Raw genomic sequence first — 18711 nt, 5'->3', positions numbered from 1 at the left:
CGTGAACCACAAAATAGCCAGGAGCCATGATGAGCTCGACCAACCCGCCCTCCCACACCGCCAAGCTGGATCGCATCCTTGCCGATGCCCAGCGCGACCGGGAAATGGGCTACCGCGACAAAGCCTTGAAGATGTACCCCCACGTGTGCGGCCGCTGCGCCCGTGAATTCTCGGGCAAACGCCTGAGCGAACTGACGGTACACCACCGCAACCACAATCATGATGACAATCCCCAGGACGGTTCCAACTGGGAATTGCTGTGCCTGTACTGCCACGACAACGAACACTCGCGCTACACCGACCAGCAGTACTTTGGCGAAGGCTCCACCAGCAGCCCGACGATTGCCAAAGCCACGCATAACCCGTTTGCGGCGTTGGCGGGGTTGATGAAGAAAGACGACTGATAGTCCATTGTTGTTAGCACCGGCCTCATCGGGGGCAGGCCCCCTCCCACATTCTGACCGGCGTACGCAGGCCTAGTGTGGGAGGGGGCTTGCCCCCCGATGGTGATCGTCCAAGCAACACATCCCCCCAAGGCCGTATAATCGCCGTTTTTCTCCAAGGCACCCTTCCCCGTGGGCAATAAACGCTACAGCTGCATCGGTCTGTACAACCCCAAATCCCCCGAAAACGTCGGCTCGGTCATGCGCGCCGCCGGTTGCTACGGCGTGGCCTCGGTGTTCTACACCGGCGTGCGCTACGAGCGCGCCCGGGATTTCATCACCGACACCAAGAAGGTCCATCACGACATTCCGCTGATCGGCATCGATGACCTGAAAAAGATTCTGCCCCTGGGTTGCATCCCCGTCGCCGTGGAGCTGGTGGAAGGCGCCCGCCCGCTGCCTGAGTACACCCACCCCGACCGTGCGCTGTACATTTTCGGCCCCGAAGACGGCTCGCTGGATAAAGAGATCCGCGACTGGTGCGAAGACGTGGTCTACATCCCGACCACCGGTTGCATGAACCTCGCCGCCACGGTCAACGTGGTCCTTTACGACCGCCTGGCCAAGGGCAACAACACCCGTTCAGGCCCCAAGTACTGATATTTCGGGAACATCCGGCGTCTGCGGGCAGTCAGCTGATTATCAATAGCCCTTGTTGGAGACAGATCATGAGCGACAGCAAAACCTTGCGACCTATCATCGAACACACCCCCTTCGAGACTCAGCCAAGGCAGAACGTGCACGGTTGGGAACGCATCGGCTCGGTAGCCGGTGGTGTGATGATGGTGGGCAAAGGCCTGCGCCGGGGTGGGATTTTCGGCCTGATCCAGGTGGCGATCGGCGGCGTGGCGCTGGCCCGTGGCTTTACCGGGCACAGTTCGCTCAAGGACAAGCTGGAACAGGGCCGCCAGGAAATGAACAGCGTGCGTACGAAGATCGAGCGTGCCGGCGCAGAGTTGAAGAACTTGAAGACCAAGGCCGAAGTGGCGGCCGAGAAGGCCACCAAAACCAGCGTCTAACGCAGCAGCTTGCTGTCCAGCACCACCGACGACTCGCCGATGATGCTTTCAGCCAACTGCACAAACTCCGCCGTGGTGATGCGGCTGGCCCGCATCACCGCTTGCGTCAGGTCATCCAGCGACCGCTTGTTATGAGTCTTCACGCGGATCTCGCGATCCAGCTCCTGCAGCAGCACCACCGCCCGTGACACTGTCGCGCCGCTGACGTGCTCGCCACGCAGGCTGGTCACGTCCTTGCCTTCCTTCGCCAAGCGCGCCTGTATCGCCTGGTAACGCTCATCGGTGATGCCGCCGGCGCGGCGCAGCAACTCGATGGCGTAATATTCGCCCAAGCCCTCGCTGATCCAATCACTGGTATCGTGATCGTTGAAACGCCCTACCGCCTGCACCACTTCACGAATCAGCGGGCTGCCGCCGTTTTCGCTGACCAGCGGCGTGCGGCTGTTGAGGTAGATCGAGTCATGCGCCGAAAACGCACCACGGCGCATCGGGTCGCTGGCACCCACCACCAGCAGCTTGGCCGGGTGACGCGGGAACGCCGTTTCCACCTGCGGCCAGACGAAGGTCAGCAACGTCAGCACATCCATACGGCGCATGGCCTGGCCCTTGGGCGAAGCCACGGTGACGTCGGTTTCGCCCAGGCGTACGCGACGACTGCCAAGGTTGCCGGCAAGCATCCAGCCGGTGGGCCGGTCGAACAGGCGCGACACATTGTCGATGCGGAACTTGTTCTTGCCGATCCGGGGCCAGGCGGTTTCGACGCTTTTCCAGCCGGCCGGCAGTTCAAACACCAGGCGCGAGACCAACTCGACGCCGTCCTGCTGGTCGAGCCGCGCCGTCGGCACCAGGTCATCGCCGCGAAACAGCGCCCAGCTTGGTGTCATCCGCGCTTCATAGATACCCGGCTTGCGCGCGTGGGTGAGGCGCACGCGGTAGGTCAGGCTGGCCTTGTCGGCGCTGGGTTGCCACAGGCCACGGTGTTCCTTGACGCTCCACTGGCCGTCGGCCTTGAAGTCGCTGTAGTCACCGTCGCGACCCAGGTCGAAGTTCAGGCTGCGCACCGCCGAGCCCTGGGACAGGCTCAGGCGTACCTCGGCCTGATCGCTCTGGGGCAGCAGTTTGACGTGATAATCCAGGTCGACTTTCTTCGCGCACCACCCAGGCTGACTCAGTAGCAACAACACCAGGCTCGCCGCCAGCTTGGTTCCCACCCTCATACACACTCCCCTTTCAGCCCGCGCGGAAAATCAGGTAATCCTCCCAGTCGTCCTCGGGCACGCTGCCTTCGCTGAGCATGCGCCCGGACTGGGAAATGCGTTCATGGTGCACGGCATCACGGTCGCCGCACACCAGGTGGTGCCACAGCGGCAAGTCCTTGCGCTCGCTGACCAGGCGGTAACCACAGGTGGGTGGCAGCCATTTGAACTGGTCGGCCTGGCCCGGGGTGAGCTGGATGCAATCGGGCACCGATGCACGACGGTTGGGGTAGTCGGTGCACTGGCAGGTCTTGAGATCGAGCAGTTTGCAGGCGATACGCGTGTAATAGACGCTGTTGTCGTCTTCATCTTCAAGCTTTTGCAGGCAGCACAGGCCACAGCCGTCGCACAACGACTCCCACTCCTCCTGGTCGAGGTGTTCGAGGGTTTTGCGTATCCAGAAAGGTTCGACTTTGGCGGCCATGGCTCTACATCAGTATCGGTAGGTGAAAAGGCCGCCAGTCTAGTGCCCACGGCTGCGGGATCCAAGCGCTTACGACTGGCGGTGTTACAACACTTGTCAGTCTAGTGGCTGCGCAGTAGCTTTGAGGGCCGAATTGACGATCAGGAACTGCTCCATGACACGTGTTGCCGACTATCCGATCCACACCCAGTTCACCGACCGCTGGTCGCCTCGCGCCTTCACCGGCGAGAGCATCTCCAAGGAAACCCTGCTGAGCTTCTTCGAAGCCGCACGCTGGGCCCCTTCCGCCTACAACTCGCAACCCTGGCGTTTTCTCTATGCGCGCCGCGACACACCGGACTGGGAGCGCTTCCTGGGTTTGCTGAATGAATTCAACCGTGGCTGGGCGCAACATGCGTCGGCCCTGGTGATCATCGCCTCGAAAACTGACTTCACCGCCCCCGGCGCCACGGAGGAAACCCCGGCGCTGTGGCACACCTTCGACACCGGTTCCGCCTGGGGCCACCTGGCGCTGCAGGCCAGCCTCAGCGGTTGGCACACCCACGGCATGGCCGGCTTCGATCAGGAACTGACCCGCAAAGAGCTGAAGATCCCGGAGGGCTATGCGCTGCATGCTGCCGTGGCGGTTGGCAAGCTGGGGGACAAATCGACTTTGCCCGAGTACCTGCAAGGCCGTGAAGCACCGAGCCCACGCAAGCCACTGAGCGAGTTGGTGTCCGAAGGTGACTTCAGCCTGTAGCGCCCGGTGAACACTGCCCCCGAGGGGGCAGTTGTGCGATCTACGCGATCAGCTGACGGAACTGCGCCCTGAGCTTGTCGGCGTCACGCAGGAAGTCATCCCGGTGTATCGCAAACGTCGACTCATCAAAGTGCAGGACATCCTTGGGCGGAAAGTCGAAATCCACCGGGTAGACTTTGTTTTCCTTCACCGAATACATGAAGTTGGACAACTGCACATCGTTGGGAAACATCTCTTTCTTCTGCAGGTCCGCCAACATCTCATCGAGTGCCTGCTGTGCTTTTTTCGGCAAACTGCGCGGCGCAATGGCATCCAGCGCGACTCCGTCGATCTTTTTCATTTTTATATAGCCGCGGCCGTTTTCGAACAGCGTCATGGCAAACCCTTCGCCGTAATACTCATTCAGGCAAGCCGCTTGCCGCTCGAAGTAATCAGGCACTTTTACATGACCCGGCTCCCGGGTTTCCTTATAGACATGAATGCCGTCGAGACTTTCATAAAGACGGCTCTCGGAGCCCCCGCCCATCATCCGCCCCAGGTCCGATGCAACGCTGGGCGGGTTCCCACCCCTTGCCCCCAAGCGCATCCACTGGTCGCCCTGCACATGCTGCACCAGCAGCGGGGTCTGCCGATTGGCACTGTAGATGCGCGCCTGGACCACGCCTTCAGGCGTGCGGGTGACTTCACGCACTTCATAGACCGCCGCCTGGCCACTGCTGTCGATATGCCGGATATGCGCGGTGTGCCCATCCGCCGCCCTATACACGCCCTGGCTGTTGCGCGTGCGCCCGGCAAGGTTGGATTCAGACACCCTGTACTCGCGAAACAGCGTGTTGCTCAGCTCACGGCCAGGCGCAACTTCAACGGTGGCAATAGCACCGTCCACAGCGCGCGCTTTGGCGGCGAAGTCTTCCAGCGGGCTGCCATAGGCCTGCATCCGGTCCGCATCAAAGCTATACCACTTGCCGTCCTTGAGCACCGCGCCGCCTTCCACTGTCTGGCCGGCCACCTTGAATGTCCCGGTGGCGGCCACGCCATGCTGTTGGCTCGCGGCCTTCAGCACGTCATAGCTTGCGCTGCGCCCCGTAAGCTTATTGAGGCCCCGTAATCCCACGCGGCCGCCTTTGTACAACAGCCAGCCGCTTCCCACCACCAGATCCCCAAGCCCCGCCACCGGGTTGAAGGCTTCAATGGCTGTCAGGCCAACAAAACGCAGCGCTTTCGATAGTCCGCGAATGCTGGTCACCCCCTTGGAAAAAGCTTTGCCGGCCTGGGCGGCCTTGCCGGCCCCCAAGGTCAACAGACCGACCACATCCAGCGCCAGGTCAACGGCTCCCTCACCATAGTTACCCTTGATGAAGTTGGCGATGGCCGACCTGAACGGGATCAGGTTCAAGAAGAACTCCCCGACAGCCTGGTTGGTGGCGCGGTTTTCATCGTAGGAGGTGACACCTCTGGCATACGCCAACACGTCTTCGTTTTTCAAGTCCAGGGACCTGGCGAACACTTCGCCGATGGCATCGAATCGGTTGCCACTGGTCCCTTGTCCCGGACTCAAGGTGTCAAAGAGCACGGTTTTACTGACGACGTTCGCGATCCTGGACTCCATGTTCCTGGCGGTGTAGGGCTCCGTATAGCGCCCCCTCAAGTGGTTCTGTTTTTGTATCGTGCCGCTGCGCGTATCAATCTCATAGACGTTGACCTCCCCACCCCGCGTTGTCTTGACATGCAGGGTATGCCCGCGCGTCTTGAGGGCCAGCGGGGTAAGGAAATCCGTGGCCATGGTGTATTCGTTGGTATGGAAGAACTCGAGCTTGCCGTGCTTGAAGTTGTTCCTGTCTTCCTGCGCCAAGGTGGAAACGAGGTAACTGGCCAGGCCCTTGTGCCCGTCTTCATGGGCTTGGATAGCCAGGTCATACTGGCGCTTGAAATCCTCGGCCACCTTGAAGGTACCGCCTTCATACAGGTGGCAGAACCGTTTGACCGGGATGCGGGCATCCTTGGAAATCCAATGCTCTTCGTGGCCCAGCGGCGCACCCTCCATCACGATATCGAGCATGGAATGCATGCCCGGAAAGAGCCCAGGACGTCCCGGCCTCAGCCAGGCTTTCTGGATATCACGGATCTCGAACACACTCGGGTCCACACCGGGGAAGCATTCCTGGAGTCGGGCCAGGGCCATCGCCCGGCGACTGGGAATCTCGGTCTGCACGGCGGCGCTGGCTTTCATGAGCGTGCTCAATTGGCTGTTGTAGGCGTTGCGCGCGCGTTCCAGGTCACTGTCGGTCAACGTCGATGAGGCATCGAGCACGCCGTTGGCCAGTGCCCAGTCGGTCAACGCTTTACGCTGCACATGCTGGGTATCCAGGCCGTCAGAACCGGTCTGGCCGGCCTTCGCCAGGACTTCGGTATAACTCATAGCGGGCGTGGCCCCAGGCGAATCGGCTTCGACCCTGGCGACCGCCATCGCCAGTTGCGCCCAGATGAGGCTGCCGTAAGTCACATTGGCGGGGATGTCCTTGACCAGAAACTCGGGAGCCCTCAAGGCAAGGAGCAAGCGCGCCGCAAATGTCGCGGTTTGAGGCGTGGCCCGCCCTTGTTCGACCAGATGGGCACCCACGCCTTCGATCACCACTGAAGCTGGCTGCCCCCGGTAGCCGCTTTGCCCCCGGATAAATCCGTGGATCGAGTTCAGCGGATCCAGCCCTAGCTGGAGAGCGGCGATCACGTAATCCTGGTTGCTCGCGTCTGTCGGCAAACCACCGAGTTCACTCTGGATGACCTGCTTCAGTGCCTGAGCTTTGGGTGAAGCCAGCAGTTTTTGCAGGGCAAGTGCCAGGGTTTTCAAGTCGGCGTCGGTCACCGCGCTACCGCTGAGCAAATCCCCCAGCACGCCTTTGCGACTGTCCGGCATCAGGTCGAGGATGGCTTGCCGCTGCGATTCAGTCAGCGGAACCGGCCAGGACAGCGCCCCGCCGAAATTACCCAGTACGGGAGCAGGTGCCGGTGCGACCGTGGCTGTTTCACTTGGACCGGTGACGGCCGGGAGGGGAGTATTCGCATTGCCCGCTTGAACAAGCGGGGCGGAAACGCGGTGAGCAGCGTCGATAGCGGTCATGGTGTTCAGCGTCCGTGGCCAAGGAGTCACTCTTGGTGCTGGAACCCGGCAAAACGGTTCCAGCGGGACGGTGAGGCGTGATCAGTAACCGCGGTCGAAATCCACTTCCCCGCGCAATGCGTTCTTGGCCTGGTACGCCCGCAGGTTTTGCACAAACAGTTCCACCATCAATTCCGGCGAGGTCGGCGCGGAACTGTGCCCGGTCAGCAACAGCCCCCAGGCGGTCCAGAACGGATGCCGTTGCGGCAATGGCTCCTGGCGGCACACATCGATCACTGCACCGGCCAGGTGTCCTTCCTTCAAGGCTTCGACCAGGTCGGCATCCACCACCGCCACCCCGCGTCCGACGTTGATAAACAGCCCGGTCGGCTTGAATTGCTTGAACAGCGACGCGTCGTACAGGTCGTGGGTGCTCGGCGTGTTGGGCAGCAGGTTGATCACGTAGTCCACCCCGCCCACCAGACGGCCCAACTGGTCGAGCCCGGCCACCTCGATAAACGGCGCCTGCTCACGTGCAGTACTGGCGATACCGTACAGTTTCACGCCAAACGGCACGAGAAACTCGGCAACACGCTGGCCGATATCGCCGGTGCCGACAATCAACGCCTTGCGCCCGGCCAGGCTCTGGCCCATGCGGTTGTCCCATTTGCGCTCGACCTGACTCACCAGGCGCGCCAGTACTTCGCGCTCGTGGCCGAGCATGTAGGTGAGCACGAATTCAGCCATGACCTGGCCAAAGATACCCACGGCACGGGTCAGTCGATAATCCCGCGGCAGGCCCTCGGCCAGCAGCGGGGTAATACCGGCCCAGGTCGATTGCAGCCATTGCGGGTGATGGCCCTGGCGCAGCAGCGTCGCCAACAGGTCCGGCTGGCCCAGCCATACCGGGCAATCGGCGGCCAGGCGCGACAACTCGGCCGAGTCGCCGCTGGTCAGCACTTCAAGGTCCGGTGCCGCTTCGCCGAGCAATTGGGCGTAGAGCGGGTGATCCTGTTCAGCAATCAGAACACGCATGCATAAAACCTTTCAAAAACAGTACGGACGGCCGCCCGCATCCTTACGGCCACCGCCCACTTATACGATTCCATTGAAGCGAGTGCCCCGGATGGGGCACCGGTCGATCACATCGGGTCGTTGCGGCGCAGCAGCTCTTCGGGCAAGTGTTCGATGTACTCGTCCTCGGCCGGCGGCATTTGCAGGTGGTAGCCCTGTTTGTCGAGGTTTTCCAGGACTTGCACGATGTCTTCCTGTTGCAGCTTGCGCTCGGGCGTCAGCACCAGGTCAAACGCGTGGGCCGGCTTGCCGAAAATCGTGATCAGCGCTTCAGGCACACGTTCAAGGGCATCGCTCTTGAGCACATAGAGGTACATACCGGTGCGTTTGGAGCTGCGGTAGATGGAGCAAATACGTTTCAAGGCTGTTCTCCGGCGGTGGCCAGGCTGTCGAGCAGCGCCTGGCCCATCAACTCGCGGCGCCAGCCACGCAGCGAGTCTGGCAATTGGTAAGGCCCATCGGGGTAGCCACTCTTGACCAGGGCTTCGAGGGTTTTCTTGCGCAGCATCAGTTCCGGCGCCATGTCCAGGCGTTCGGCCTCAGCCTGGCCAAGGGCGCGCAGTTGCTTGATCAGTGCGGCGGCATCCACCGGCAAAGGCTCGGCAACGGCGGGCGGCCATTGGTCCATGGGCACGCTGCCGGCACGCTTGATCAGGTCCAGCAGGAACTGGCCGTCCTGACGCACGGTACGCGGGTGCATGTCTTCGATCTTGCCCAGGGCGGCGAGGTTATCCGGCTGGGATTTGGCCAGGGGCCACAGCGAGTGTTCGCGAATGATGCGGTTGCGCGGCAAGTCACGCGCGCGGGCTTGCTGCTCGCGCCAGGCGCACAGTTCACGCAGCACGGCGAGCTGGGCGCGGGACAGTTTCCACGCCAGCTTGGCGTCGCGGTACACCTCGTACGGGTCGACTTCGCGGCGCAGGTTGGCGACCAGCTCGGCACCGTCTTCCAGGACCCAGGCGTACTTGTCGTCGGACAGTTGCGGACGCAGCCGCGTATAGACCTCGGCCAAATGCACCGCGTCTTCGGCGGCGTAGCTGACCTGGGTCTCGGACAACGGCCGCTGCAGCCAGTCCGAACGGGTCTCGCCCTTGGGCAGCTCAATGTCCAGCACGGCTTGCACCAGGCGCGAGTAGCCCATGGAGAAACCGAGGTTCAGGTAAGCCGCCGCCAATTGGGTGTCGAACAACGGCGCGGGCAGGCTGCCGGTCAGGCGCAGCAATACTTCGAGGTCTTCGCTGCAGGCATGCAGCACCTTGATCACCGCCGGGTTCTCCAGCAGCGCAGCCAGGGGTTGCCAGTTGTCGATGGTCAGGGGATCGATCAGGTAAGCGCGCACGCCATCACCGATCTGGATCAGCCCGGCAATGGGGTAAAAGGTGTCGACCCGCATGAATTCGGTGTCGAGGGCGACGAATGGCAACTGCTGCCATTCGGCGCAATGCTGGCCGAGGCTATCGTTGTCGCAGATCCAGTGAATATCGATGGCCACACGGCTCTCCCTTGAAGAATGGCGCGCAGTATATATCGCGAAAGGGGCTAGCGAGCATCCGCAGTGCACAGCCGACCATGAAAACTCAGACAGGAGATGAAGAATAGTCCGACAGGCGGGAGTTATCCTCTCTTACGAAGAACGTAGACCCGCCACAGGTTGGAGCCCGGCATGAACTCGTGATGGCTCAGGACCATGAAACCGGCCTGGCGGAACTCGTCCTCAACGCTTGTACGAGAAGGCACAGAGACAATCACCGAGTCGCGGCTGACCCGATGAAACTCGCGCAGCAACGCCTGGCGCTCTTCACTGCCGGGCACATGGCGAAACAATTCCAGGCAGAAAATGCAGTCCACCGCATTCGCCGACAAGCCGATGGAAAACGCCGACCCCTGGAATGTCTTGACCCGCTTGAGCAACGCCGCCGCGTGGTGGGTAAGCGCGTGGTCGAGCATGTCCTGGGAGTTGTCCGACGCCAGGATAACCCGGTTGACGTGTTCGGCCAGCACCGGCCAGAAGCGCCCCGACCCGCAGGCCAGGTCGAGGATAAGGCCCGGCTCACCCGCAACCTTCAAGGCCTGACGCACCAACCACTCGCTGCGCCAGGCCGCCAGGCGCTGCGTCAGCCCGGGCGGGCGCGTGTCGCCGCAGACCCTGGCGTGCTCACGACCGCAGCGCTCGGCGTATTCAATCTCGATGGAGGAAGGCGTGTGTGGCGACATCGCGGGCTCATATGGGTGAAACGGCTGTGAACGACCTTGATTTGCAGCTTAACCAGCGCAACGTGAAAAAAAGGTCGAAACCGTGATTGCCACCCAATCGATCACGCCTGATGCAAATACCACCGCCAGTCTTGCTCCCCGACCTCGCCCATGAACTGGCGGTATTCGGCGCGTTTTACCGCCAGATACACGCCAAGGAACTCACTGCCAAACGCTTCCCGTGCCCAACTGGAAGCCTCCAGTGCGCGCAGGGTGGTCAGCCAGTCGGTGGGCAGCAGCGTCTTGGCCTGGGCATAGCCGTTGCCTTCCACCGGGGCGCCGGGGTCACGTTGCTCGCGGATGCCGCGATGGATCCCGGCCAGGATCGCGGCAGCCGCCAGGTAGGGATTGGCGTCGGCACCGCAGATACGGTGTTCGATATGCCGCGAATTGGCCGGCCCGCCCGGCACCCGCAGGCTGACGGTGCGGTTGTCCACTCCCCAGGTGGCGGCCAGCGGCGCGTAGCTGTTGGTCTGGAAACGCCGGTAGGAGTTGGCGTTGGGACAGAACATCAGCAATGAGTCGAGCAAGGTACTGAGCATGCCGCCCACTGCCTGGCGCAACAGCGGCGTGCCATCAGCGGCCTCGCTGGCGAACAGGTTATGGCCCTCGGCGTCCGCCAGGCTCACGTGCATGTGCATACCGGTGCCAGCCAGGTCGTCGAACGGCTTGGCCATGAAGCACGCGGTCATCCCGTGTCTATGCGCCACGCCCTTGACCAGGCGTTTGTAGCGCACCGCTTCGTCCATGGCTTGCAGGGCATCGGTGCGATGTTCCAGGGTGATCTCCACCTGGCCCGGCGCGTATTCGGAAATGGCGGTGCGCGCCGGAATACCTTGCAGCTTGCAGGCGCTGTAGAGGTCGGCCAGGAATGGCTCGATCTGCTCCAGTTCGCGCAGGCCATAGACCTGGGTCGAGCGCGGTCGCCCGCCGTCCACATCGCGTGCCGGTTGCGGATGGCCATTGGCGTCAGGCTTCTGGTCCAGCAGGTAGAACTCCAACTCGGCCGCCATCACCGGGTAGTAACCGTCGGCCTTGAGCCCGTCGATCACCTTGGCCAGCAGGTGCCGTGGGTCGGCCACGGTGGCAGGCAGGCCTTCGGTGGGGTGCATGCTGACTTGCACCGCCGCAGTGGGGATCAGCCGCCACGGCATGCGCTGCAGACTGCCACCGATCGGGTAGGCGCGGCAGTCGATATCGCCCACCTCCCAGACCAGGCCGGAGTTTTCCACATCGTCGCCGTTGATGGTCAGGCCGAGGATGGTGCTGGGCAAAGGCCGCCCGCTCTCGTACACCGCCAGCAGTTCGTCGCGGTGCAGCCACTTGCCGCGTGGCACGCCATTGTTGTCGAGGATAAACAGCTCGAACATCTCGATGTCCGGGTGTTGTTCAAGGAAAGACTGGGCTTCCTGCAGGCAGGCAAAAACACTCATGGGCATTCTCATACGTAGGGGTCGGGCAGGCGCGCAGGTGCACGCCATCGAACACGATGGATCAACGTAGGAATGCGGTATCTGGTGGGCGGGCGTGCCGGCAGTGGAACAGGGCCCAGAACGCGAGGGCGGACGGCAGTATCGCGGAGTGAGTGTCGGAGGAGCCGTCCATGCGGGGGTCACAGTGCAAGAGATAACTACCAGCGTCACACGCCGGCGCAGGGCAATTAAATTCAGGGTTGACGGAGTTTGGTTGCAACTTGGCTAAACATTCAGCGTGCCTTGCCACCCTGCCCCACGCTGGAAATAATGGCCGCCCCGACCATGCCCCAAGGACTCGACCGCATGAAAGCTCTTTTCGCCCTGTGTGTACTCGGCCTGGCCACCAGCGCCGTGGCCGACACCGCGCCCTCGCGCCTTGACCAGGTGCTTGAGCGCGGCACACTCACCGTCTGCACCACCGGTGACTACAAGCCCTACACCTCGCTACGCGCCGACGGCACCTATGAAGGCATCGACATTGCCATGGCCGAATCCCTGGCCAAGAGCCTCAACGCCAAGATCCACTGGGTGCCCACCACCTGGAAAAGCCTGATGCCGGACTTCCTCGCCCAGCGCTGCGACATCGCCGTGGGCGGCATTTCGGTGTCCCTGGAGCGCCAGAAAAAAGCCTTCTTCAGCCAGGCCCTCGGCGTCGACGGCAAGATCCCCCTGGTGCGCTGTGCCGACGTGCAGCGTTACCAGCGTGTCGAGCAGATCAACCAGCCGAATGTGCGCGTGATCGAACCGGCGGGCGGCACCAACGAAGTGTTTGCCCGTGCCCATCTGGGCCAGGCGCAAATCCGTTTGCACGACAACGTGACCATCTTTGACGAACTGCTGGCCGGCAAGGCCGACGTGATGATCACCGACGCCAGCGAAGCGCGTTACCAGCAAAAGCTCAAGCCCGGGCTGTGCGCGGTCAACCCGGAACGGCAGATGCAATACAGCGAGAAAGCCTTCCTGCTGCCCCGCGATGACGTGGCGTGGAAGAGCTATGTCGACCAATGGCTGCACCTGAGCGTCGCCACCGGCGTGTACGACGGCATCGTCAATCAGTGGCTGGCGGCGCCTTGATCAACGCGACAAAGGCCCGGCACGCGGCGCTGCGATAGGCGCCCCGGCGACTGAGCAGTGCCACGTTGCGTTGCGGTAACGCAGGTTCAAGGGCGACCGCGCGCAACTCCGGCTGGGCCTGGGCAATCGCACTGGGCAGGATGGTTACCAGGTGGGTGTTGCGCACGATTTCAATGATCGCACTGATGGAGTTGGCCTCCATCGCAATCAACGGCTTTACCCCTTGCTCGCGGCAATAGCCATCGATGTAGCGCCGCGTCGCAAAGCCTGAGTTGAGCAATACCATCGGCTGCTCCAGCCACTGCCGGTCTTCCACCCCTGGATGGCCAGCCCCCACCACCACGCTCAACGCTTCGGCAAACAGCCCTTCGCACTCGATGTCCGGCAGATGCTCGCCGGTAAAACCGATGCCGATATCCAGCAGGTCCTCGGTGAGCGCGGTTTCCATGCGATCCTGGGTCAATTCTTCGATGCTCAGGGTGATTCCCGGATACAGGGCGTTGAACCGCGCCAACAAAGGGCCGATCAGGTACGCGGTGAAGGTCGGCGTCATCGCCAGGCGCAGGCTGCCCCGGCTCAAGTCCTGTACGTCATGCATGGCCCGCGTGCCGGCCTGCAGGTCCTGCAAGGCCAGGCGCGCAAAGCGCACATAGGCGGCGCCGGCATCGGTGAGGCTGACACTGCGCCCGGAGCGGTCCAGCAACGGCGCGCCGAGGGTGTCTTCCAGCTGTTTGATCTGTTGCGACAAGGTCGGCTGCGACACGTGCAGCGCCTCGGCAGCGCGGGTGAAATTACGGTGCTGGGCAACGGCCAGCAGGTAACGGATATGGCGCAACAGCATCGGCGGCCCTCCAGCTATAGGCATGACTTATAGAAACCATAATAAGCCGGTCTTGGACGCTATAGCTGAAAACTTCCATCCTTGCCCCATCAGCGACGCAAGGAGAACCCCATGCAAGACCTCATCAACGGCTTTCGCAAGTTCCAGTCAGAAGTCTTTGGCCAACGCAGCGACCTGTTCAAACACCTGGCCACCACCCAGAACCCCGGCACGTTGTTCGTGTCCTGTTCCGACAGCCGGGTGGTCCCGGAACTGCTGACCCAGCAGGAACCCGGCGATCTATTCGTGATCCGCAACGCCGGCAACATCGTGCCGTCCTACGGCCCGGAACCGGGCGGTGTGTCGGCCACGGTCGAGTACGCAGTGGCGGTGCTGGGGGTGCGCGACATCGTGATCTGCGGCCATTCCGACTGCGGCGCCATGACCGCGATCTCCACCTGCAAATGCCTGGACCACCTGCCGGCCGTGGCCAACTGGTTGCGCCACGCCGAGTCGGCCAGGCTGATCAACGCCGCCCGCGAGCATGCCTCGGACGCCGCCCGCCTGAGTTCATTGGTGCGCGAAAACGTGATCGCGCAACTGGCCAACCTCAAGACCCACCCTTCGGTCGCCCTGGCGCTCGGGCAAGGCCGGCTGACCCTGCATGGCTGGGTGTACGACATCGAGAGCGGTGCCATCGACGCCCTGGACGAACGCAGCGGTGGCTTTGTGTCGCTGCTGGATCAGATTCACGCTGCCTGACCTATTCCAACCAAAGAGGACACCACCATGTTGCAATCCCACTTCGCCCAAACCCCACGCCTGGCCCTGGCCGATACCGTGATCGAACTCAAGGCGCGCAAGAACCTGTCCTGGCAGGACCTCACCGACGGCACCGGGCTGAGCCTGGCATTTGTCACCGCCGCCCTGCTCGGCCAGCACCCGTTGCCCAAGGAGGCGGCTGATGTAGTGTGCGACAAACTCGGCCTGGACCAGGACGCCAGCCGCCTGCTGCAAAGCGTGCCCCTGCGCGGCAGCTTCCCCGGCGGTGTGCCGACGGACCCGACGATGTATCGCTTCTACGAAATGCTCCAAGTCTACGGCTCGACCCTCAAGGCGCTGGTCCACGAGCAATTCGGTGACGGCATCATCAGTGCGATCAATTTCAAGCTGGACATCAAGAAGGTCGAGGACCCGGACGGCGGCTCGCGCGCTGTGATCACCCTGGATGGCAAGTACCTGCCGACCAAACCCTTCTGAGTGGCCCGCGACCGTCTACGCTCTTGTCACACCAACAAGATCGAGGGACGGGTAATGAAGGCACTGCTTCGAACCACCTGGCTGCTGCTGTTGTGTTTCAGCCAGGTGCACGCCGCGACGGCTCAGGATGAGGACGCCCAGGCCGCCAAGGCGCTGCTGGAAAAAGCCTTGGCTTACTACCAGGGCAATGGCGACAAGGCGTTTGCCGCCTTCAGTCGCCAGGGCGAGTTTGTCGACCATGACCGCTATGTGTTCGTGGTCGACACCCGGGGCGTGCTGCTGGCCAGTGGCGGGCCCTCTTCCGCCTTGATCGGCCGCGACGTGTCCGAGGTGCTCGGGCCGGAGTTGCGCCAGTCATTCAAGGACGCGCTCAAGGTGCCGGACGGCCAGGGCATCCAACAGGCCGATTACCGCTGGCAGAACTGGAACGACGGCAAGGTCGAGCACAAGCACGTGTTTTATCAACGCGTGGGCGAACGCATCCTGGCGGTGGGTTACTACTTGCCCCGAGCCACTCCGGAACAGGCCCGCGCCCTGCGCAACAAGGCGGTGAACGCACTGCTCAAGGATGAAACCGGCACGCTCCAGGCCATCAATTCCTTGCAGGGCGGTTTCCTGCAGGATGACCTCTACGTGTTCGTGGTCGACCTCGATACCCAGCGCTATGTGGCCCATGGCACCAACCTGCGCCTGATCAACACCGACTTCAGCAAGATCAAGGACCCCGATGGCAGGCCGGTGGGCGAGCCGATCCTGAAGCTGATGGCCGAGCAGGACCAGGGCGAATACAAGTACCGCTGGAAAAACCCGGTGACCGACAAGGTCGAGAACAAGCATGCGTATGTGCGCAAGGCCGGGCATTTCATGGTGGCGGTGGGTTACTACAGCCCGTGAATGGTGTCCTGCCGGCTACTTAGCTTTGTCTTCACGGCCGCGCAGTACCCGGTTGGGCATTGCGACAGCGGCCGCGAGCCCCAGCAGCGACACCGCTGCGCTCACCATCAACAAATGCCGGAAGGTCACCGCCAGTTCCCCGCGCAGGGCGTCCTGCGCCGGGCCGGGGGCTGCGTTGAGGCCGTCGAGCAGCACGTTGCCGGAACTGCCCTCGGCCACCAGCGCACCGCTGGCCAGGTGGGCGAAGCTGGAGTCCTGCAACAGCGCCAGCAACAGCGCCGACATGCACGCCACCCCTACCGCCCCGCCCAGGGAACGGAACAGGTTGGTGGTGCTGGTGGCGACGCCGATGTCGCGTTGTTCCACCGAGTTCTGCGTGCCCACCAGCGAAGTGGGGAATTGCATGCCGGCCGCAATCCCGCACAGCAACATGAACATCGCCGTCAGCCCCACCGCCTGGGGCGCGCTCAAGGCCATGCCAAGAATCGCAAAGGGGCTCAGCAAGGCGCCACTGAGGATCATCGGTTTATAGCGGCCGGTCACCGAGGTCATGCGCCCGGCAAAATAGGCGCCCATCGGCAAGCCCATCGCCAGGGGCAGCAGGTGCAGGGCCGCGCTGTCAGCGCCTGAGCCGGTCACCGTCTGATAGCGCAGCGGCATCAGCACCGTCAGGGAAATCGCCTGGAAGCTGGTGAAGAAAATCGTGCACCAGCACAACACCGCGCTGCGGTTGGCGAACAGATGCATCGGCAACAACGGCTCCCGGGCGCGCCGTTCATGCCAGACAAACACCGTTAACGCCACTAGCGCACACGCCAGCAAGCCGAGCACCTGATCGTCGCGCCAATGATGGCCCTGACCGATTTCGGTAATGCCCAGCAACAACGCGGTCAGGCCGATGATCATCAGCAACGTGCCGAGGTAATCGATGATCGGCTTGCGCTGCGGCACCGGCAGCCCCACCAGCGTGCGATGGGCCACGTACCAGGCGCCGGCGCCCAATGGCAGGTTGATCAGGAATACCCAGCGCCACGACAGGTACTCGGTCATGTAGCCGCCGAGCACCGGCCCGGCCACGCTGGCCACCGCGTACATGCTGCTGAAATAGCCCTGGTAGCGCCCGCGTTCGCGGGGCGGGATGATGTCACCGATGATCGCCTGGCTCACCGAGATCATGCCGCCCGCGCCAATGCCCTGGAGGATCCGCGCCAGCACCAGTTGCTCCATGCTTTGCGCCATGCCGCAGAACAGCGAGGCCAGGGTAAACAGGCCCATGCCGATCAGCATCATCGGCCGCCGCCCGTACAGGTCGCCCAGCTTGCCGTAGATCGGCACCGCCACGGTCATCGCCACCATGTAGCCGGAGATGACCCAGGCCAGCAGGTTGACGTCATGGAATCGGGCGGAGATCGCGGGCATGGACACGGCGACAATCGTCTGGTCCAAGGCCCCCAGGAAGATCGCCATCATCAGTGAGGCGAGGATGCTGCGCACGGCGGGCAGCGGCGGAACGGGCTGATTGAGGTGCGTCACGGCAAGACCTTCGAGCAGGGCCCGCGGGAAAAGGCGGCCCACGGAAATGCTCGATACGATAGCAGGCTATTCGATAGCTTCGTAAGGAAGCCCGACGTAATTTTCGGCGATGGTCTTGCGCCCGGCCTCGGAGTGGATGAAGTAATCGAGTTCACTCTCGGCGATGCGCTGGCTGAAGCCATCCGCCTCGGGAAACTGATGCAGCATCGAGGTCATCCACCAGGAAAACCGCTCGGCCTTCCACACCCGCCGCAGGCAGATGGCGGAATAGCGCTCCAGCAAATCCACCCGTCCTTCACCGTAGACCTTCAGCAGAATCCGATAGAGGGTGCTCACGTCACTGGCCGCCAGGTTCAAGCCCTTGGCCCCGGTGGGCGGCACGATATGCGCGGCATCGCCGAGCAGGAACAGACGCCCGTACTGCATCGGCTCCACCACAAAGCTGCGCAGCGGCGCGATGCTCTTCTCGATCGACGGACCGCTCACCAGGTCGGCTGCGAGGTGGCTGGGCAGACGGGTTTTCAGTTCGTCCCAGAAGCGCGCATCGGACCATTCATCAAGCGGCTCTTGCACCGGCACTTGCAGGTAATAACGGCTGCGCGTCGGCGATCGCATGCTGCACAAGGCGAAGCCACGCGGATGTTTGGCGTACACCAGTTCAGGGTGAACCGGCGGCGTATCGGCGAGGATACCGAGCCAGCCGAAAGGGTAGACCCGTTCGAAGACGTTCAGTGATTCAGCCGGGATCGATTGGCGCGCAACACCGTGGTAACCATCGCAACCGGCGATATAGTCGCACTCCAGGCGAAAGGCTGCGCCCTGATGTTCGAAAGTCAGCCAGGGTCGATCACTTTTGAGGTCGTGCGGTTGCACGTCATGGGCTTCATACAGGGTGATGGCGCCCGCGGCAGCACGGGCGGCCATCAGGTCGCGGGTGACTTCGGTCTGGCCGAAGATCATGACCGTCTGGCCGCCGGTCAGCGCCTTGAGGTCGATGTGGGTCAGCTGGCCATTGAGCGCCAGCTCGAAGCCCTCATGCACCAGGCCTTCGTTGTCCATGCGCTGGCTGACGCCCGCCTGCCGCAGCAGGTCGACCATGCCTTGTTCCAGCACCCCGGCACGGATGCGGCCTTGTACGTAATCGGCGCTCTGGCGCTCCAGGATCAGAGTCTGGATACCGGCGTTGTGCAGCAGTTGGCCGAGCAACAGTCCGGAGGGACCGGCGCCAATAATGGCGACTTGGGTTTTCAGCGTTTTCATTATTTTTATGGTCCGCAAGTTCCACTCGAACGGATTGAGTGAAAGAGTTGTCATTGGTCTTGTTGCTGACATTTTTCACTTGAGTGGCCG

19 protein-coding genes are annotated in these 18711 nt (G+C 62.6%); 8 read left to right on the top strand and 11 right to left on the bottom strand.

The genetic code is table 11. The features are described from left to right. Nucleotides 1–29: 29 nt before the first annotated feature. The 3 genes from BMX59_RS23230 (at nucleotide 30) to BMX59_RS23220 (ending at nucleotide 1462) form a co-directional block, all read left to right on the top strand. The gene (locus tag BMX59_RS23230) at nucleotides 30–404 is read left to right on the top strand and encodes a YajD family HNH nuclease (protein ID WP_025858458.1); all 375 of its coding nucleotides are present in this window, start codon (nucleotides 30–32) and stop codon (nucleotides 402–404) included. Between the two features lie 171 nt (nucleotides 405–575). After that, nucleotides 576–1043 (top strand): RNA methyltransferase, encoded by a 468-nt coding sequence (locus BMX59_RS23225; RefSeq protein ID WP_003189607.1) that lies wholly within the window; start codon nucleotides 576–578, stop codon nucleotides 1041–1043. A gap of 68 nt (nucleotides 1044–1111) precedes the next feature. After that, nucleotides 1112–1462 carry a YgaP family membrane protein gene (locus BMX59_RS23220; protein ID WP_092247328.1) on the top strand — a complete coding sequence of 117 codons (351 nt, stop codon included), beginning with the start codon at nucleotides 1112–1114 and terminating at the stop codon, nucleotides 1460–1462. Here the strand turns inward: BMX59_RS23220 and BMX59_RS23215 are convergent. Together BMX59_RS23215 and BMX59_RS23210 are read right to left on the bottom strand one after the other, a co-directional pair. Beyond that, nucleotides 1459–2679, bottom strand: coding sequence for a hypothetical protein (locus BMX59_RS23215; protein WP_093126137.1), 1221 nt, complete (start codon nucleotides 2677–2679; stop codon nucleotides 1459–1461). The two genes, BMX59_RS23220 and BMX59_RS23215, sit on opposite strands and share 4 nt — an antisense overlap. A 13-nt stretch (nucleotides 2680–2692) precedes the next feature. Then, nucleotides 2693–3142: a YcgN family cysteine cluster protein gene (locus BMX59_RS23210; RefSeq protein WP_003172524.1), complete on the bottom strand. Its 450-nt coding sequence runs from the start codon at nucleotides 3140–3142 to the stop codon at nucleotides 2693–2695. Nucleotides 3143–3296: 154 nt separating this feature from the next. Here BMX59_RS23210 and BMX59_RS23205 point away from each other — a divergent pair, with 154 nt between their 5' ends. Continuing rightward, nucleotides 3297–3881 carry a nitroreductase family protein gene (locus BMX59_RS23205; RefSeq protein ID WP_093126133.1) on the top strand — a complete coding sequence of 195 codons (585 nt, stop codon included), beginning with the start codon at nucleotides 3297–3299 and terminating at the stop codon, nucleotides 3879–3881. Between the two features lie 40 nt (nucleotides 3882–3921). Here the strand turns inward: BMX59_RS23205 and BMX59_RS23200 are convergent, their stop codons facing one another. The 6 genes from BMX59_RS23200 to BMX59_RS23175 form a co-directional block, all read right to left on the bottom strand. Further along, on the bottom strand, nucleotides 3922–6999 hold the full coding sequence (locus BMX59_RS23200; protein WP_139212919.1) for an OspG family effector kinase: 3078 nt from the start codon (nucleotides 6997–6999) through the stop codon (nucleotides 3922–3924). An 81-nt stretch (nucleotides 7000–7080) separates the two neighbouring features. After that, nucleotides 7081–8013 (bottom strand): D-2-hydroxyacid dehydrogenase, encoded by a 933-nt coding sequence (locus tag BMX59_RS23195; RefSeq protein ID WP_093126123.1) that lies wholly within the window; start codon nucleotides 8011–8013, stop codon nucleotides 7081–7083. Between the two features lie 107 nt (nucleotides 8014–8120). After that, nucleotides 8121–8414, bottom strand: coding sequence for a YcgL domain-containing protein (locus BMX59_RS23190; RefSeq protein ID WP_071488977.1), 294 nt, complete (start codon nucleotides 8412–8414; stop codon nucleotides 8121–8123). Further along, nucleotides 8411–9544: a ribonuclease D gene (gene rnd / locus BMX59_RS23185; protein ID WP_092247314.1), complete on the bottom strand. Its 1134-nt coding sequence runs from the start codon at nucleotides 9542–9544 to the stop codon at nucleotides 8411–8413. The genes BMX59_RS23190 and rnd overlap by 4 nt, the downstream gene beginning before the upstream one ends. A 122-nt stretch (nucleotides 9545–9666) precedes the next feature. Continuing rightward, nucleotides 9667–10266 (bottom strand): class I SAM-dependent methyltransferase, encoded by a 600-nt coding sequence (locus tag BMX59_RS23180; protein ID WP_093126119.1) that lies wholly within the window; start codon nucleotides 10264–10266, stop codon nucleotides 9667–9669. A gap of 101 nt (nucleotides 10267–10367) precedes the next feature. Next, nucleotides 10368–11738, bottom strand: coding sequence for a glutamine synthetase family protein (locus BMX59_RS23175; protein WP_092247308.1), 1371 nt, complete (start codon nucleotides 11736–11738; stop codon nucleotides 10368–10370). 345 nt (nucleotides 11739–12083) lie between these two features. On the opposite strand from BMX59_RS23175, the gene BMX59_RS23170 reads away from it, so the two are divergent. After that, nucleotides 12084–12854, top strand: coding sequence for a transporter substrate-binding domain-containing protein (locus BMX59_RS23170; protein WP_093126116.1), 771 nt, complete (start codon nucleotides 12084–12086; stop codon nucleotides 12852–12854). Here BMX59_RS23170 and cynR read toward each other — a convergent pair. Next, nucleotides 12829–13695, bottom strand: coding sequence for a transcriptional regulator CynR (gene cynR / locus BMX59_RS23165; RefSeq protein ID WP_093126113.1), 867 nt, complete (start codon nucleotides 13693–13695; stop codon nucleotides 12829–12831). The two genes, BMX59_RS23170 and cynR, sit on opposite strands and share 26 nt — an antisense overlap. Before the next feature lie 111 nt (nucleotides 13696–13806). Between cynR and BMX59_RS23160 the strand changes: the two genes are divergently transcribed. From BMX59_RS23160 to BMX59_RS23150, 3 genes are read left to right on the top strand one after another with little or no spacing between them, the layout of a single operon-like run. Further along, the gene (locus BMX59_RS23160) at nucleotides 13807–14436 is read left to right on the top strand and encodes a carbonic anhydrase (RefSeq protein WP_093126109.1); all 630 of its coding nucleotides are present in this window, start codon (nucleotides 13807–13809) and stop codon (nucleotides 14434–14436) included. Nucleotides 14437–14463: 27 nt separating this feature from the next. Then, a complete protein-coding gene (gene cynS, locus BMX59_RS23155; protein WP_071488970.1) occupies nucleotides 14464–14934 on the top strand; it encodes a cyanase in 471 nt (156 codons plus the stop codon). Nucleotides 14935–14988: 54 nt separating this feature from the next. Further along, complete coding sequence (locus tag BMX59_RS23150; RefSeq protein ID WP_092247295.1) at nucleotides 14989–15828, top strand: cache domain-containing protein; 840 nt, start codon at nucleotides 14989–14991, stop codon at nucleotides 15826–15828. A 15-nt stretch (nucleotides 15829–15843) separates the two neighbouring features. On the opposite strand, the gene BMX59_RS23145 is transcribed toward BMX59_RS23150, so the two are convergent. Further along, nucleotides 15844–17361, bottom strand: a complete 1518-nt coding sequence (locus BMX59_RS23145; protein WP_092247642.1) for an MDR family MFS transporter — start codon at nucleotides 17359–17361, stop codon at nucleotides 15844–15846. Between the two features lie 66 nt (nucleotides 17362–17427). Continuing rightward, nucleotides 17428–18612, bottom strand: a complete 1185-nt coding sequence (pobA, locus tag BMX59_RS23140; RefSeq protein WP_371914389.1) for a 4-hydroxybenzoate 3-monooxygenase — start codon at nucleotides 18610–18612, stop codon at nucleotides 17428–17430. Between the last annotated feature and the right edge of the window lie 99 nt (nucleotides 18613–18711).

The sequence above is a fragment of the Pseudomonas sp. NFR09 genome, assembly GCF_900111535.1.
Lineage (GTDB): Bacteria > Pseudomonadota > Gammaproteobacteria > Pseudomonadales > Pseudomonadaceae > Aquipseudomonas > Aquipseudomonas extremorientalis.
Note: the sequence above shows the minus strand (reverse complement) of the source record. Positions and strands in the feature narration are given on the sequence as shown.

Excerpts from the sequence above, each read along its gene's own strand:
- BMX59_RS23210 (WP_003172524.1), bottom strand. The coding sequence starts at position 3,142 with ATGGCCGCCAAAGTCGAACCTTTCTGGATACGCAAAACCCTCGAACAC.
- BMX59_RS23220 (WP_092247328.1), top strand. The coding sequence starts at position 1,112 with ATGAGCGACAGCAAAACCTTGCGACCTATCATCGAACACACCCCCTTC.
- BMX59_RS23230 (WP_025858458.1), top strand. The coding sequence starts at position 30 with ATGAGCTCGACCAACCCGCCCTCCCACACCGCCAAGCTGGATCGCATC.
- BMX59_RS23170 (WP_093126116.1), top strand. The coding sequence starts at position 12,084 with ATGAAAGCTCTTTTCGCCCTGTGTGTACTCGGCCTGGCCACCAGCGCC.
- BMX59_RS23160 (WP_093126109.1), top strand. The coding sequence starts at position 13,807 with ATGCAAGACCTCATCAACGGCTTTCGCAAGTTCCAGTCAGAAGTCTTT.
- BMX59_RS23150 (WP_092247295.1), top strand. The coding sequence starts at position 14,989 with ATGAAGGCACTGCTTCGAACCACCTGGCTGCTGCTGTTGTGTTTCAGC.
- BMX59_RS23215 (WP_093126137.1), bottom strand. The coding sequence starts at position 2,679 with ATGAGGGTGGGAACCAAGCTGGCGGCGAGCCTGGTGTTGTTGCTACTG.
- BMX59_RS23195 (WP_093126123.1), bottom strand. The coding sequence starts at position 8,013 with ATGCGTGTTCTGATTGCTGAACAGGATCACCCGCTCTACGCCCAATTG.
- BMX59_RS23175 (WP_092247308.1), bottom strand. The coding sequence starts at position 11,738 with ATGAGTGTTTTTGCCTGCCTGCAGGAAGCCCAGTCTTTCCTTGAACAA.
- BMX59_RS23205 (WP_093126133.1), top strand. The coding sequence starts at position 3,297 with ATGACACGTGTTGCCGACTATCCGATCCACACCCAGTTCACCGACCGC.
- cynS (WP_071488970.1), top strand. The coding sequence starts at position 14,464 with ATGTTGCAATCCCACTTCGCCCAAACCCCACGCCTGGCCCTGGCCGAT.
- cynR (WP_093126113.1), bottom strand. The coding sequence starts at position 13,695 with ATGCTGTTGCGCCATATCCGTTACCTGCTGGCCGTTGCCCAGCACCGT.
- BMX59_RS23200 (WP_139212919.1), bottom strand. The coding sequence starts at position 6,999 with ATGACCGCTATCGACGCTGCTCACCGCGTTTCCGCCCCGCTTGTTCAA.
- BMX59_RS23180 (WP_093126119.1), bottom strand. The coding sequence starts at position 10,266 with ATGTCGCCACACACGCCTTCCTCCATCGAGATTGAATACGCCGAGCGC.